Here is a 14566-nt window from a genome sequence, read left to right as displayed (position 1 = left end):
CGATCAGTCCGGCTTCGCCGGGCCGCCCGCCCCCGCCATCAGCTCGCGCTCCTCGCGCGTCGCGATGAGCCCGGACGGCGCCACGATCTTCGACTCCTCGTACGGGGCCTCGGTGTCGGGCAGCGGCGCCGTGGACCGGATGGCCGTGATCCAGACCCGGGCCGCGTCCACGAGCACGATGATGACGAGGATCGCGAACAGCGCGGCCAGGACGCCGTTGACGGTCGAGTTGAAGGCGATCCGCTCCATGTCGCCGATCGACTTGGCCGGGGCCAGCACCTGACCCTGGTCCAGGGCGGCCTGGTAGCGGTCACGCTGGGCGAAGAACCCGAGGCCGGGGTCGGGCGAGAACACCTTCTGGTAGCTCGCCGTCAGCGTGACCGCGACGTCCCACGCCAGCGGCACGCCGGTCACCCAGGCCCATTTCAGCCGCCCGCTCTTGATCAGCAACGTGGTGGCGACGGTGAGCGCCACCGCCGCGAGCAACTGGTTGGCGATGCCGAACAGCGGGAAGAGCTGGTTGATCCCGCCCAGCGGGTCGTTGACGCCCTGGTAGAGGAAGTAGCCCCAGGCCGCCACCACGATGGCGCTGGTCGCCAGCAGCCCCGGCCACCAGCTGACCCTGCTGACCGGCTTCCACAGGTTGCCCAGCGTGTCCTGCAGCATGAACCGGCCCACGCGGGTGCCGGCGTCGACCGTGGTGAGGATGAACAGCGCCTCGAACATGATCGCGAAGTGGTACCAGAAGGCCTTGAGCGCGGCCCCGCCGAGGAACCCGGAGAAGATCTCCGAGATGCCCACGGCCAGCGTGGGCGCCCCGCCGGTACGGGCGACCAGGGTCGACTCCTGCACCGACGCCGCCGCGGCCTGCAACTCCTGCGGCGTGATGACGAAGCCCAGGTTGGTGACCGCCTCGGACGCCGACTGGAGCGTGGGGCCGAGCAACCCCGCGGGCGAGTTCATCGCGAAGTAGAGGCCGGGGCTCAGGATGGACGCCGCGGTGATGGCCATGACCGCCACGAACGACTCCATCAGCATGGAGCCGTAGCCGATCATCCGTACCTGCGACTCCTTCTGGATCAGCTTCGGGGTCGTGCCGGAGGAGATCAGCGCGTGGAACCCGGACAACGCGCCGCAGGCGATGATGATGAACACGAACGGGAACAGCGACCCGGCGAAGACCGGCCCCTTGCCGTTGAACGCGAACTCGGTGAACGCGGTGTTCTGCATCGCCGGCATGGTGACGAGGATGCCGACGGCCATCAGCACGATCGTGCCGATCTTCATGAAGGTCGACAAATAGTCGCGCGGCGCGAGCAGCATCCACACCGGCAGCACCGCCGCCACGAACCCGTAGGCGATCAGCCACAGCGCCAGCGCCGACGGGCTCAGCGTGAAGAACCCGGCCCAGCTCGAATCCTGCACCCAGCCGCCGGCGACGATGGCCAGCAGCAGCAGCGCGACGCCGATGACCGTGACCTCCACGACCTTCCCCGGCCGCAGCACCCGCAGGTAGAAGCCCATGAACAGGGCGATCGGGATCGTCATCGCGATCGAGAACACACCCCACGGCGACTGCGCCAGGGCGTTGACCACGACCAGCGCCAGCACCGCCAGCAGAATGATCATGATGGCGAAGACCGCGACCAGCGCCGCCACCCCGCCGACCGGACCGATCTCGTCACGCGCCATCTGGCCGAGGCTGCGCCCGTTGCGCCGCATGGAGAAGAACAGGATCACCATGTCCTGCACCGCCCCGGCGAAGATCACACCGGCGACGATCCAGATGGTGCCCGGCAGGTAGCCCATCTGGGCCGCCAGCACCGGCCCGACCAGCGGCCCCGCGCCGGCGATGGCGGCGAAATGGTGACCGAACAGGATCCGCCGGTCCGTGGGCTGGAAGTCGATGCCGTTGTCGAGCCGCTCGGCGGGCGTCGCCCGCCGGTCGTCGGCACGCAGCACCTTGCGCTGGATGAACCGGGCGTAGAAGCGGTACGCGATGGCGTACGAGCCGAGAGCGGCGGCCAGCAGCCAGACCGCGTTGACGTTCTCACCTCTGGACAGGGCGAGCACCGCCCACCCGGCGGCGCCCACGAGGGCCACCGCCGTCCAGATGATGATGGAGCGCACCTTCACCGATTACCTCCCATATATGGGACGGCCCAGGCAGCAGCGGAGACCGGCGTCCGGTGGCAGATCGGAGGTGAAGCGCCGCCAGCGCCAGAGCGGACGGCAGTCGATCGTCACGGGCAGCTCGACCAGATGCACCCAGGCGGAGGGGTGGGCGTACACCAGATCGGTCCCGAGCCTGCGCGCCCTGCGAGGCAACCGGGACCGCCGCAGCGGCCTGACCGAGAACTCCCCCGCGTCCGCACAGCAGAGGCCCGTGACGTGCCAGTCGAAGAAGATCACTTCGTCGTCGCGGAGGAACGCCTGTGCGGCGGTCGTGAGCGTGATGCGAGACATCTGGGGCTCCTGAAAGTCATGGTGCTCAGGAAGCTAACGACGGCTTTACCCGGGTTGTCGATTACCGAAACACCCACCTGACCGGGGTAATCGCTCCGAAACCGAGCCGTTAGAAACGGCGATTCATCGGTGCCGTCCCGTACAGAGTCCGTGCGGTCGGTGCGACCTGCCCGGCCCCGGGCAGGTCGTCACTCTCCGGCGTCCCGTCCCCGGTTCGGCCCGGCCGTGCCGGCCGGGAGGCCGGCCGTGGAGGCGTAGAAGGCCGCCAGGTCGTGGGGGTCGCCCTGGCGGACCCGCTCGGCGACCTGGTCGTACGGGCAGCCGGCCCGCCTGCCGTCAGGGCTCTCCACGATGGCGGCCCGCCGGCCGGAGTCGTACCGCCACCGCCACCCGCGGGTGCGCACCAGCAGCTCGCCGAGGTACGCGCCGGCGCCCGTGATCACGCTGTGGGTGACGTCGGCGGGCGCCCGGCCGGCGGCGAAGGCGGCGCAGTAGTGGTCGAGCGCGTGGACGCACGCCGGATCCCAGTCGAAGGCGTACCCGTCTTCGCGGGTGTGGGCGACGAAGATCTCCGCGAGCTCGCGCATCGTCCGCGCCGTCCCCGCGTCATCCGGCGGCGGTTCTTGATCATTCCTCTTGATCACGCCCGAAGGCTGTCACACCCGTACGACATTTCACCGTCATTGCCCGGCGGCCCGGCGCACGGGCATCCAGGTGGGCTGGGGACCGGTGGTCAGGAAGTCCTCCACCAGTCTCGCGCACAGCGCCGGCTGCTCGTGCAGGAGGACGTGGGAAGCGCCGGGGACGATGGCGAGATAGCCGTCGGGAAGGCTCCGGTACAGCTCCAGGGTGTGCTCCAGCGTGACGATGTCGTCGTCGGCGGCCATGACCAGCGCCGGGCAGGCCACGGCGCGGAGCTCGTCCGGCTTCAGCCCGCGTTCCTCCTCCACCGCCCGCGCGACCTTGGCCACCACGACCGGGAGGTGGTCGGCGCCGTCGGGCGACACCTCCGCGTACCTCTCCACCAGGGGCGGCGGCAGCGGCCCATCGGCGGAGGGCCGCATGATCATGCCCGCCGTGTCGAACGCGCCACTGATCAGGACCAGCCGTTCGACCAGGTCGGGGCGGTGCACGGCGACCCACAGCGCCACCGTCGCCCCCGCGCTGAAACCCACCAGCCGCGCCGGCCCCCGGACGACCTGGTCCAGGAACGCGATGGTGTCCCGCGCCATCACCTCGGCCGTGATCGGCCCCGGCACGTCGGCCGTGTGACCGTGACCGCGGCGTTCGGGCAGCAGCACCCGGAACCGGCCGGCCAGGCCGCCGAGGTTGCCGTCGAAGTCCCTGCTGTCGGAGAAGCCGCCGTGCAGCAGCACCACCGGCTCTCCCTCGCCGCGCTCGTCGTACCACATGCGCACGCCGTCGATCTCCGCGTAGTCGGCCATGCCGCCGTCCCTTCATCTCCTGTCCCGGTGACCGTCACCGGGGTACACAGGTCATACGAAGCGGCGGCCCGGAACTCATCGCACCCGGGCCGGGAACTCCACCACGCCGGGCAGGCCGAACAGCGGGAACAGCCGATCGGCGTCGAGGTGGTTCGTCACCTCCGCGATCAGCCCGCCCGACAGGATGAGCACCCCGAGCGCGAACGGCGCCGGCCTGCCGTCCGGTCCCGGTCGATACTGGGCGAACGCGGGCGAGCCGTTGGCCGCGCACGGCACCAGGCGCGCGCCCGCGCAGGGGCGCCCGGCGGAGAGCAGCGCCCGGCGGATCTCCGCCCGCCCGCGCAGCCACCACGGGAACGGCGGCATCGACATGACGGCGTCCTCGTGCAGCAGGGCCATCATGGCGTCGACGTCGTACCGTTCGAAGGCGTCGCAGTAGCGGGCGAGGAGGAGCCGCTGCGCCTCGTCCATCGGCTGGTAGGGGTCCTCCGCGCTCAAGGAGGCGGCCCTCAGCTTCGTCCGGGCGCGCTGCAGCGCGCTGGTGACGGACGCGACGGAGACGCCGAGCAGCCGGGCGACCTCGTCCGCCGGGCAGCACAGCACGTCGCGCAGGATCAGCACCGCCCGCTGGCGGGGCGGCAGATGCTGCAGCGCGGCGATGAACGCCAGCCGGACCGTGTCGCGCTCCGCGGCCAGGTCCGCCGGATCGCCGCCGGCGGACAGCACGCGGCTGTCGGGGACGGGGTGGACGAAGGCGTCGGGCGGGAGCGGCGGCCCCAGGTCGGGGCCGGCCTGGGCGGACGGCCCGAGGTCGATCGCGCGGGCCCGGCGCCGCGCGCCCCTCAGCAGGTCGAGGCAGACGTTGGTGGCGATGGCGTAGAGCCACGACCTCATCGGCGCCCGGTCCTCGTCGAACCGGTCGAGACTCCGCCAGGCGCGCACCAGGGTCTCCTGCACCGCGTCCTCCGCCTCGAACGGCGAGCCGAGCATGCGGTAGCAGTAGCCGGTCAGGGCGACCCGATGCCGCTCCAGCAGGTCCGATCCGTCTGTCTCAGGCATGCCCGCCCTTTCCTGGGTGGCCGGGGAAGCCCGCGCCGGGCGGGCACGCACGCGAGGCTAGCGGGGGCCTCCGACAACTTCCGCGGTCCCGCCGAGGGTCAGGTCTCGGAGATCCGCATGACCACCGCCTTCGGCTCGGTGAAGAACTCGCGGCTGAAGTCGCCTCCCTCGCGGCCGATGCCCGAGTCGCCGACGCCGCCGAACGGGGCGCGCAGGTCCCTGATGAAGAAGCAGTTGAGCCAGACCGTGCCCGCGCGCAGCGCCGCGGCGACGCGGTGGGCGCGGTTGACGTTCTCGGTGAACAGCATGGCGTTGAGCCCGTACCGGGTCGCGTTGGCGGCGGCGACGGCCTCGGCCTCGGTGTCGAAGGGCTGGACCACGACGACCGGGCCGAAGATCTCCTCGCGCCAGTGGCGGGCGGACGGGTCCACGTCCGCGAGCACGGTCGGCCGGATCGACCAGCCGTCGCCGAGCCCGCCGGTCAGCATGGTGCCGGGCGCCTCCTCGACGTACGAGCGGACCTTGGCGTAGTGGGTCTCACTGGCGAGCGGGCCCAGCTCGGTGGCCGGGTCCTTGGGGTCGCCGGCGCGCAGCGACTCGGCCTTCTTGACGAACCGGTCCAGGAACTCGCCGTAGACGGCCCGCTCGACGTAGAGCCTGCTGCCGGCCAGGCACACCTGCCCGGCGTTGCGGAAGATGGCCTCGGCGGACCAGTGGACGGCGTTGTCCAGGTCGGCGTCGGCGAACACCAGGTTGGCGCCCTTGCCGCCGAGCTCCAGGCTGACGGGGGTGAGGTTGGCGGCTGCGGCGCGGGTGATGGCGCGGCCGGTCGCCGACTCGCCGGTGAACGTGACGCGGTCCACCCGCGGGTCCTCGGTGAGCGCCTGGCCCGCGGAGTCGGGGCCGAGGCCGTGCACGACGTTGAGCACGCCCGGCGGCAGCCCGGCTTCCAGCGCGAGCCTGGCCAGGAGGGTGGCGGAGACGGGGGTGTCCTCGGCGGGCTTGAGCACCACCGTGTTGCCCCAGGCCAGCGCGGGGGCGATCTTCCAGGACTCCAGCATGAGCGGGAAGTTCCACGGCGCGATGGCGGCGGCGACGCCGGCGGGCTCGTAGCGGGTGTAGGCGTGGTGGCCGGAGTCCATCGGCAGCGCCTGGCCGGTCGACAGGCGGGCGTGGTCGGCGAAGAAGCGCAGGTTGGCGGCGGCGCGCAGCACGTCGTGGCCGCTCTGGGCGACAGGTTTGCCCATGTCGCGGGTGTCGGCCAGGCCCAGCTCGGCGCGGTGCTCCTCGACCAGGTCGGCGAGCCGGTGCAGGATCCGGCCGCGCTCGGCGAACCCCATGCGCGGCCACGGGCCCTCGTCGAACGCCCGCCGCGCCGCCGTCACCGCCCGCGCGGCGTCCTCGGCCCCGCCCAGCGCGACCTCGGCCCACGGCTCCCGCGTCCACGGGTCCACGCTGGGCATGCGCCGGCCGTCGAGCGACCCGGTCTCCTCGCCGTCGATGACGTGCCCGTAGAAGTCGCTCATGAGCGCGGTCCCCTCTCCTCGATGGTGACGTCCCCGGCGGCCCGGTGGGGCCCACGGGGTCTCTCGTACGATCACACGGACGCTCTCCTTTCCGCGAGCCGACGGAGGCGACGGCGGCTCCGGTGACGTCGGAGATGGGCGCGCGGATCGGCTCGGCCGGGCGGCCCCCTGGTCATGCGGAATCCCGCCGCCGTCAGCGGAAGGGGAGGACCCGGCCGAACCGGACCAGGGCTCCGTAGTGCTCCGGGTCGACCGGGCCGAGGGCCAGGTCGAGCAGGGGCACGGCGGCCCGGGCGGGGCTGGGCGCGCCGCTGACGTCCCACCACAGGCCGGACGTGGGCGTGTTGATCATTCCGGGACAGACCGCCGCGACGAGGATGCCCCGGCGCGTGTCCTGTGCCTGCCGCTCGCGTGCCAGGGCCCGTACCGCCGCCACCAGTGCGATCTTGGACGGGATGTTGACGAAGCCCGGCCACGCCTCGGCGCGGCCGTCGCCGTTCCTGATCGCGTCGCGCCAGGTCTCGACCTGCTCGTCCACCTCGTCGAGCGTGGCCGAGTCGGCGAACCGGTCGTGCAGCACCGGCGCCAGGTGGTGCAGGGTGCCCAGCGTGCTGGCGACCACGAGGATCCGCCCGCCGTCGCGCACCAGCGGGCCGAGGGCGCGCAGGATCCGGGTGGCGCCGAGGTTGTTCACCTGGGTGTACTCGTCGATCACCGCGGGCGGGTCGTCGCCGGGGCCGATCCGCATGACGGCGTTGCTGAAGGCGACGTCGACGCCGCCGTGCCGCTCGCGCACCAGGCCGGCGAAGCGGGCGGCGGCCCGGGGGTCGGCCACGTCGAGCAGTTCGCCGCGCACGCGGGCTCCCGGCCCGGACACGGCCTCGGCGGCGCGGGCGACCCGGCCCGCGTCGCGGCCGGTGAGGTAGACGGTGTCGTCCGGTCCGAGCCGGCGGGCCAGGCCCTCGACGAGAGCCAGCCCGAGGCCCTGCGTGGCGCCGGTCACCACGGCGACCCTGGAGGTAGTGGTCATGACCTCACGCTAGGAAGGCGACGGCCATGCCACCAGCGAGAGTCTGTCATCAGTGGTATGCGTAGTCGTCATGGCCTTCACCGACGCCTCGCTCACCGCGCTGCGGGTCTTCCGCGAGGTGGCCGAGCGCGGCACGCTCACCGCCGCCGCCACCTCGCTCGGCTACACCCAGTCCGCCGTCTCCCGGCAGATCGCCTCGCTCGAACGCGCCGCCGGCGTTCCGCTGCTGGAGCGCCGGCATGACGGCGTCCGGCTCACCCCGGCCGGGCGGGTGGTGCTCCGCCGCGCCGCCGCCGTGGTCGAGCAGGTCGACGCCGCCGCCCGTGAGCTGGCCGGGCTGCCCGCCGAGCCGGCCACGGTCAGGCTCGGCTGGTTCGCCAGCGCGGGCGCCGCGCTGGTCCCCCGCGCCCTCGCCGGCCTGCGCCGCACCCATCCCGCGATCACCGTCACCACCCGGGAGGGCAGCACGCCCGTGCTGGTCCGCGCGCTCCGCGCCGGGGCCCTCGACCTCGCCCTGGTGTCCTCGGTCCCGCCGTTCCGCCCGCTCGACGACGAGACGCCGCCGCTGGACGTCCGGGTGCTCACCGAACGCGGCCTGCGGGTGGCCGTCCCGGAGGCCCACCCGCTGGCCCGCGGCGACCACGTCGACGTCGCCGACCTGCACGGCCAGCCCTGGATCGCGGCCCCGCGGGGTGACAGCACGCTGATGGGCGTCTGGCCCGGCCTGGACGAGCGGCCACGCGTCGCGCACGTCGCCCGCGACTGGCTGGCCAAACTGAGCCTGGTGGCCGCGGGTCTCGGCCTGACCACCGTGCCCGCGGTCCTCGCCGGGGCGGCCCCGCCCGGCGTGCGGGTCCTCCCGGTCCGGGGCGGGCCGCGCGAGCAGCGGCGCCTGTTGCTGGCCAGGGTCCCCGGCCCGCTCACGGAGCCCGCCGCCCGGCTCGCCGACGCCCTGCGCACGACCGCGCTCACGCCGTGACGGGCCCCCCGGGATCGGCAGGGCCGCGATCACCCCGTCCGTGATCGGGTACGCAGTAAGGTGAACAGCCCGCGCGACCGCCACCCCCGCCCCGGAGCCGTCATGAACGTCGCCGATCTCGTCGCGATCGACGTCCACACCCACGCCGAGGTCTCTAAGGACGGGCACGAGTCACTCAGCCCCGAACTGCTGCGTGCCTCCGCCGCGTACTTCAAGGACCACCCCCGGCCCACCATCCCCCAGATGGCCGCCTACTACCGCGAACGCCGGATGGCCGCGGTCGTGTTCACCGTCGACGCCGAACACGCCACCGGACACCCGCCCATCCCGAACGAGGAGGTCGCGGAGAGCTGCGCCGAACACCCCGACGTGCTCATCCCGTTCGCCGGCGTCGACCCGTGGCGGGGCCGCGCCGGCGCCCGGCAGGCCCGCCGGCTCGTCGAGGAGTACGGGGTGCGCGGCTTCAAGTTCCACCCGAGCATCCAGGGCATCGCGCCCAACGACCCGGTCGCCTATCCCCTGTACGAGGTCATCGAGGAGCTCGGCGTCCCGGCGCTGTTCCACACCGGCCAGACCGGCATCGGCGCCGGCCTCCCGGGAGGCGGCGGGATCCGCCTGAAGTACTCGAACCCGATGCTGGTCGACGACGTGGCCGTGGACTTCCCCGAACTGCGGATCATCCTGGCCCACCCGTCGTTCCCCTGGCAGGACGAGGCGCTCGCGGTCGCCACCCACAAGCCGTACGTCCACATCGACCTGTCGGGATGGTCGCCGAAGTACTTCCCTCCCCAGCTGGTCCGGTACGCCAACACGCTGCTGAAGGACAAGGTGCTCTTCGGCTCCGACTACCCGGTCATCACCCCGGACCGCTGGCTGGCCGACTTCGACAAGCTCGACATCAAGCCGGAGGTCCGGCCCCGCATCCTCAAGGAGAACGCCGCCCGTCTCCTCGGCCTCTGAGTCAGGCGGTCACCCGGTCGCCCGTCCGGGCCCCGGAGGACAGCAGCCCCCGGCCCTTGAGCAGCACGACTCCCGCCAGCGTGAGCATGACCGTCTGCAGCACCAGCATCACCCCGAACTCCTCCGGCCGCAGGGGCAGCGCCCGCATGCCCAGGTGGACGCCGAGGTGCGCGCCGACCGCCATCCACAGCCCGCCGCTCCACACCCGCGCCGCCGTGCACGCGAAGCCCAGCGACACGGCCATGACCACGTAGAGCAGCCTTTCGGCGATGCTGTCGGCGGCGCTCTGGGAGGCGATGTGCAGGACGCCGAACCCGGCCGACAGGACGACGAGCAGCGCCCGGGGCGACAGCCGGTCCGACAGCGTGTCGTAGAGGTGGCCGCGCCAGAGCAGCTCCTCCGGGAAGGCCTGGCCGAGCAGGACGACGACGGCGACCAGCGGCAGCTGGGCGTAGATCGCGGGGTCCACCGGGGCCCACGCGGACGCGCCCACGGCGAGGGAGAGCCCGTTGGCGGCCAGCACCGGCACCGCCCCCGCGAGCACGCCGAGCAGGAGGTGCGACGGGTTGCGCCAGCCCAGCGCCCGCCACGGCCGCCGGTCGAGGAAGCGGCGTACGAGGTAGACCAGCAGCAGCCCGACGAGCGTGACGCCGAGCGCGCCGAGCAACGGTCGCAGCGGGTTGGCGCGGTCCAGGAGGAGCAGCGCGGGGACGGCTCCGACGAACGCCTGAACGAGCATGACGACCATGGCGAGCAGCACGGACCAGTGAGTCTTCACTCGGTGCAGGCTACGAACGCGCGGGCGGGCGCCGCATCGAGCCGGAGATAGAGATCGCCATGACGAAAGTCATGGTGACTCGCGTGGGATCACAGGCACCCCCGCAGGATCGTACATTCGACCCATGGCGTGGTTGCGCGACCCTGATCGCCCGGTTCTCCTCAGCGTGGTGTTCTGGGTCGTGCTCGCCTTCACCGTCGCGATCAACGTGGCGATGGTCAGCAGCGTGCTCGACCGGGTCCTGTTCTTCGCCACCGTGGTGCTGCTCGGCGGGCTGTGGCTGGTGATGCCGTGGCGGCCCGGCCGGGGCCGGCGGCTGGTGGCCCCCGCGTTCCTGCTGGGGACGCTCACGCTCGGGCTCACCGGGGCGGTCGGCACGCACGCGCCCCTGCTGCTCATCGGCGTGGCCAACCTCGCCTTCGTGTACGGGATGCGGGTCGCCACCGCCATCCTCGTCGCGTTCGGTCTGATCATGTTCGCCGTCGGGCCGCTCTTCTACGGCGCCACGCTCGTGCGGGCGCTCACCGAGCTGGCGCTGATCGCCGTGCTGGCCACCTTCTCGATGGGCATGGCGTCGGCCGTGGTGCGGGCCAGGCAGCTCGCCGACCGGGTGCGCGAGCTGACCGTCGCCGAGGAGCGGGCCAGGATGGCGGCGGAGATGCATGACTCGGTCGGCCACCACCTGACCGTGATCAAGGTGGGGCTGGAGAACGCCGAGCGCTTCCGCCACCGCCGTCCCGAAGCCGCCTGGGAGGAGGTTCACCAGGCCAAGGAGCTCACGGTCGCGGCGCTGGCCGACGCCAGGCGGTGGGTGCGGGCGCTGCGCCCGCTCCCGCTCAACGGCCATCTGGGCAGCGACGCGCTGCGCCTGCTGGCCGCCTCCTTCGCCGGCACCGGCGTCTCGGTCTCCTTCGAGGTGGCGGGCGCCGAACGGGCGCTGGAGCCGGACGCCGAGCTGGTGCTCTACCGGGTGCTGCAGGAAGGGCTCACCAACGCCCTCCGGCACGCCGAGGCCGAATCCGTACAGGGCACACTCTCGTTCGAGAAGGGGAAGGTCGTGCTCGTGGTCGCCGACGACGGCAAGGGTCATGAAGAGAGTCACGGTTTCGGGCTGAGCTCGCTGACCGAGCGGGTCAGGGCGCTCGGCGGCACGCTCACCTTCGGCAACGCGTCCAAGGGCTTCGAGCTGCGGGCGGAGCTGCCGTCGTGAGCCCGGTGCGGGTGCTGCTGGTCGACGACCAGGAGCTGATGCGGCAGGGTCTGCGCAAGCTGCTGGCGATCGAGGAGGACATCGAGGTCGTGGGCGAGGCCGCCGACGGGGAGGCCGCGCTGGAGGTGATCGGTCAGATCCGCCCCGACGTGGCCCTCGTGGACGCCAGGATGCCACGGATGGACGGCGTGGAGCTGATCAAGCGGCTGACGGTCGAGCATCCCTCGGTGGCGGCGATCGTGCTCAGCACCTTCGACGAGGACGAGTACGTCTTCGGGGCGCTGCGCGGCGGCGCGGCCGGTTACATGCTCAAGGACTGCACGCCCGACGAGCTGGTGTCGGCCGTGCTGCGGGCGAGCCGCGGCGAGACCGTGCTGAGCAGCGTGGTGGCCGCCCGCCTGGTCGCCAACCTGCGCCGCGCCCCCGCTCGCGGCACGTTCCCCGGCCAGGACCTGCTGTCGGCCAGGGAGCTGGAGGTGGCGCGGATGGTCGCGGCCGGCGCCGCCAACCGGGAGATCGCCGCCCGGCTGTTCATCACCGAGGGCACGGTGAAGAACCACGTCTCCAGCGTCCTGCGCAAACTGGGCCTGCGTGACCGCACCCAGCTGGCCCTCCACCTCACGGACCGCTGACGCGGGCCCTTCCTGGTGTGCGTACGGCTCTTGACAGTCGGTGGCGTGATGCATGCAATATATTGCACATCGCCTATCCGAGGAGCCGCGGCGTGTCCATCGACGACTTCGAGCGCTACCCCCTGACCTTCGGCCCGAGCCCCGTCCACCCGCTGGAGCGCCTCAGCGACCACCTCGGCGGGGCGCGGATCTGGGCCAAGCGGGAAGACTGCAACAGCGGCCTGGCCTTCGGCGGCAACAAGACCCGCAAGCTGGAGTACCTGATCCCCGACGCCCTCCGGCAGGGCGCCGACACGCTCGTCACCATCGGCGGCGTCCAGTCCAACCACACCCGCCAGGTCGCGGCGGTCGCCGCCCGGCTCGGGCTCAAGGCCGTCCTGGTCCAGGAGAGCTGGGTCGACTGGCCCGACGCGGTCAACGACAAGGTGGGCAACATCCTGCTGTCGCGGATCATGGGCGCGCAGGTCCGGCTCGTCGAGGCGGAGTTCGGCATCGGCTACAAGGACAGCTGGACCGAGGCGATCGAAGGCGTCCGGGCGGCGGGCGGCACCCCGTACGCCATCCCCGCCGGCGCCTCCGACCACCCGCTCGGCGGGCTGGGCTTCGCCCACTGGGCCGAGGAGGTGCGGCGGCAGGAGCGCGAGCTGGGCGTCTTCTTCGACACCGTCGTGGTGTGCAGCGTCACCGGCAGCACCCAGGCCGGCATGATCGCCGGGTTCGCCGCCCAGGACCGCCCCCGCCGCGTCCTGGGCATCGACGCCTCCGCCAGGCCCGCCGAGACGCGGGCCCAGGTGGAGAAGATCGCCCGCGCCACCGCCGAGCTCATCGGACTCGGCCGCGACCTGCGCGACGACGAGATCACCCTGCTCCAGGGCTGGGCGGGCGACCTCTACGGGGTCCCGGTCCGGTCCACCGTCGAGGCCATCCGCCTCACCGGCGCCCTCGAAGGGGTCATCCTGGACCCGGTCTACGAGGGCAAGTCCATGGCCGGCCTCATCGACCTCGTACGCGACGGCGACCTCCCCCGCGACGCCAACGTCCTGTTCGCCCACCTCGGCGGCCAGCCGGCCCTCAACGCCTACAGCGGCGTCTTCCGCTGAACCCCCGGCTCAGTCGGTGTCCGGGGTGTAGGCCAGGTTGAGGACGCCGGTCTGGAACGTCTCGGACCTGACCAGCTTCAGCGGGTGGGTCGGCGTGTCCTCGAACAGCCGCTGACCCCGGCCGACGGCGATCGGGTGGACGAGCAGGCGCAGCTCGTCGAGCAGCCCGTTCGCCAGCAGCCAGCGCACGGTCGTGGCCGAGCCCGACATCTGGATGTCGCCGTCGAGCCGCTCCTTCAGCTCGCGCAGCGTGGCCGCGACGTCGCCGTTGACGAGGGTGGTGTTGGTCCAGTCGGCCTTCTCCAGGGTGGTGGAGAGGACGTACTTCGGCGTGCTGTTGATGATCGCGGCGATGTCCTGGTCCTCCCCGGTCGTCGTCCAGTACGCGGACCACTCCTCGTACAGCTTGCGGCCCATCAGCATCGCCGCCTGGTCGCGCATCCCCGCATCGACCGCGGCGCCCATCTCATCGTTCCAGTACGCGAAATGCCACTGGTCCGGCGCCTCCACCACGCCGTCCAGGGAGATGAAAAAGTTGGAGATGATTCTCGCCATCGCTCCGGCTCCTCTGTCAGGTCCGTACGGCCTCCGTCGTACGGACTGCCGACCCTAGGCAGGAGGGGGCGCTCAGGTCTTGTACAGAAGCGACAGCGGCTCCACCGGGTCGCCGTCGCCGAGCCGCGTGGCGGTGCGGCCGATGTAGCGCGTCAGCGACCGCGCGAGATGCGGCTGGTCGAAGTATCCGAGCCGGTCGATCACGTCGGGGATCGGCGTCCCCGACTGGATCAGGACCGCCGCCCGCCGGGCGCGTTCGATCTGCCGGATGGCGACCCGGGTGAGACCGGTGGCGGCCAGGAAGCGCCGCTGGACGGTCCGCTCCGACAGGCCGGGCGACTCTCCGCGCAGCACCGCGGCGACGACCGGGTCGCGGTCCAGCACGTCCTCGCGGGCCAGCCGCCGGACGAACGCCTCGGCGTTGTCATAGTCGGGCATCCGCCACGTGGAGCCCTTGAGGCTGAAGGACCTGCGCGTCGCGTCAGGAATGTCCGCGGACCGGTCGACGAGCCGGTGGAAGGGCAGGTGCGGCATCCAGCTTCCGGGAGAGAAGGTGATCCCGAAGAACGTGGCGTCCTCCGGCACCGGAGCCGCGCTCGCCTTCGTCTCCGGCCCGCGCACGGCGACGCATACCCGGCCGCGGTGCTCCCAGATGACCAGCTCCCCGCAGGTCGTGGCGACCGACGTCATCCGGTCCAGGCCGCCGCTGCTGACGCTGCGCCACACCCGCTCGACGTACGGGGAATCCGACGATCGGCTCTCGACCTCCAGACCCATCCGACTCATCCCCTTCCACCGGGTGGGACGCCGCGGCGCGCGGACCTTT

General features: G+C 72.3%; 15 protein-coding genes. 5 read left to right on the top strand and 10 right to left on the bottom strand.

The window, feature by feature from the left end:
• Positions 1-3: 3 nt before the first annotated feature.
• The 7 genes from ACQEUU_RS06580 to ACQEUU_RS06550 all read right to left on the bottom strand — a co-directional run bounded on the left by ACQEUU_RS06580 (position 4) and on the right by ACQEUU_RS06550 (position 7526).
• A complete protein-coding gene (locus tag ACQEUU_RS06580) occupies positions 4-2136 on the bottom strand; it encodes a carbon starvation CstA family protein (RefSeq protein ID WP_433061678.1) in 2133 nt (710 codons plus the stop codon).
• Between the two features lie 3 nt (positions 2137-2139).
• The gene (locus tag ACQEUU_RS06575) at positions 2140-2466 is read right to left on the bottom strand and encodes a hypothetical protein (protein WP_270153414.1); all 327 of its coding nucleotides are present in this window, start codon (positions 2464-2466) and stop codon (positions 2140-2142) included.
• A gap of 188 nt (positions 2467-2654) precedes the next feature.
• On the bottom strand, positions 2655-3053 hold the full coding sequence (locus ACQEUU_RS06570; RefSeq protein WP_433061675.1) for a hypothetical protein: 399 nt from the start codon (positions 3051-3053) through the stop codon (positions 2655-2657).
• A 93-nt stretch (positions 3054-3146) separates the two neighbouring features.
• Positions 3147-3911 (bottom strand): alpha/beta fold hydrolase, encoded by a 765-nt coding sequence (locus ACQEUU_RS06565; protein ID WP_433061672.1) that lies wholly within the window; start codon positions 3909-3911, stop codon positions 3147-3149.
• Positions 3912-3986: 75 nt separating this feature from the next.
• Positions 3987-5021 carry an RNA polymerase subunit sigma-70 gene (locus ACQEUU_RS06560; RefSeq protein ID WP_433061669.1) on the bottom strand — a complete coding sequence of 345 codons (1035 nt, stop codon included), beginning with the start codon at positions 5019-5021 and terminating at the stop codon, positions 3987-3989.
• A 47-nt stretch (positions 5022-5068) separates the two neighbouring features.
• Entirely contained in the window at positions 5069-6496 is a 1428-nt protein-coding gene (locus ACQEUU_RS06555) for an aldehyde dehydrogenase (RefSeq protein WP_433061666.1), read from the bottom strand.
• A 193-nt stretch (positions 6497-6689) separates the two neighbouring features.
• Positions 6690-7526, bottom strand: coding sequence for an SDR family NAD(P)-dependent oxidoreductase (locus tag ACQEUU_RS06550; RefSeq protein WP_433061663.1), 837 nt, complete (start codon positions 7524-7526; stop codon positions 6690-6692).
• A gap of 70 nt (positions 7527-7596) precedes the next feature.
• On the opposite strand from ACQEUU_RS06550, the gene ACQEUU_RS06545 reads away from it, so the two are divergent.
• Positions 7597-8505, top strand: coding sequence for a LysR family transcriptional regulator (locus ACQEUU_RS06545; protein ID WP_433061660.1), 909 nt, complete (start codon positions 7597-7599; stop codon positions 8503-8505).
• A gap of 102 nt (positions 8506-8607) precedes the next feature.
• Positions 8608-9465 (top strand): amidohydrolase family protein, encoded by an 858-nt coding sequence (locus ACQEUU_RS06540; protein WP_433061658.1) that lies wholly within the window; start codon positions 8608-8610, stop codon positions 9463-9465.
• A 1-nt stretch (position 9466) separates the two neighbouring features.
• Here the strand turns inward: ACQEUU_RS06540 and ACQEUU_RS06535 are convergent, their stop codons facing one another.
• A complete protein-coding gene (locus ACQEUU_RS06535; protein WP_433061655.1) occupies positions 9467-10243 on the bottom strand; it encodes a lysostaphin resistance A-like protein in 777 nt (258 codons plus the stop codon).
• 124 nt (positions 10244-10367) lie between these two features.
• Between ACQEUU_RS06535 and ACQEUU_RS06530 the strand changes: the two genes are divergently transcribed.
• The 3 genes from ACQEUU_RS06530 to ACQEUU_RS06520 all read left to right on the top strand — a co-directional run bounded on the left by ACQEUU_RS06530 (position 10368) and on the right by ACQEUU_RS06520 (position 13185).
• Entirely contained in the window at positions 10368-11453 is a 1086-nt protein-coding gene (locus tag ACQEUU_RS06530) for a sensor histidine kinase (RefSeq protein ID WP_433061652.1), read from the top strand.
• Positions 11450-12085 (top strand): response regulator, encoded by a 636-nt coding sequence (locus ACQEUU_RS06525; RefSeq protein WP_433061649.1) that lies wholly within the window; start codon positions 11450-11452, stop codon positions 12083-12085. The genes ACQEUU_RS06530 and ACQEUU_RS06525 overlap by 4 nt, the downstream gene beginning before the upstream one ends.
• Before the next feature lie 92 nt (positions 12086-12177).
• Positions 12178-13185: a 1-aminocyclopropane-1-carboxylate deaminase gene (locus ACQEUU_RS06520; protein WP_433061646.1), complete on the top strand. Its 1008-nt coding sequence runs from the start codon at positions 12178-12180 to the stop codon at positions 13183-13185.
• A gap of 9 nt (positions 13186-13194) precedes the next feature.
• Here ACQEUU_RS06520 and ACQEUU_RS06515 read toward each other — a convergent pair whose 3' ends face one another.
• Both ACQEUU_RS06515 and ACQEUU_RS06510 read right to left on the bottom strand, forming a co-directional pair.
• Positions 13195-13740 (bottom strand): dihydrofolate reductase family protein, encoded by a 546-nt coding sequence (locus ACQEUU_RS06515; protein ID WP_433061643.1) that lies wholly within the window; start codon positions 13738-13740, stop codon positions 13195-13197.
• Between the two features lie 72 nt (positions 13741-13812).
• Entirely contained in the window at positions 13813-14517 is a 705-nt protein-coding gene (locus ACQEUU_RS06510; protein WP_433061641.1) for a helix-turn-helix domain-containing protein, read from the bottom strand.
• Between the last annotated feature and the right edge of the window lie 49 nt (positions 14518-14566).

Source organism: Nonomuraea sp. CA-218870 (assembly GCF_050936535.1).
GTDB classification, from domain to species: domain Bacteria; phylum Actinomycetota; class Actinomycetes; order Streptosporangiales; family Streptosporangiaceae; genus Nonomuraea; species Nonomuraea corallina.
The sequence above is the reverse complement of the archived record's forward strand: the minus strand, read 5'-3'. Positions and strand labels throughout refer to the sequence as shown.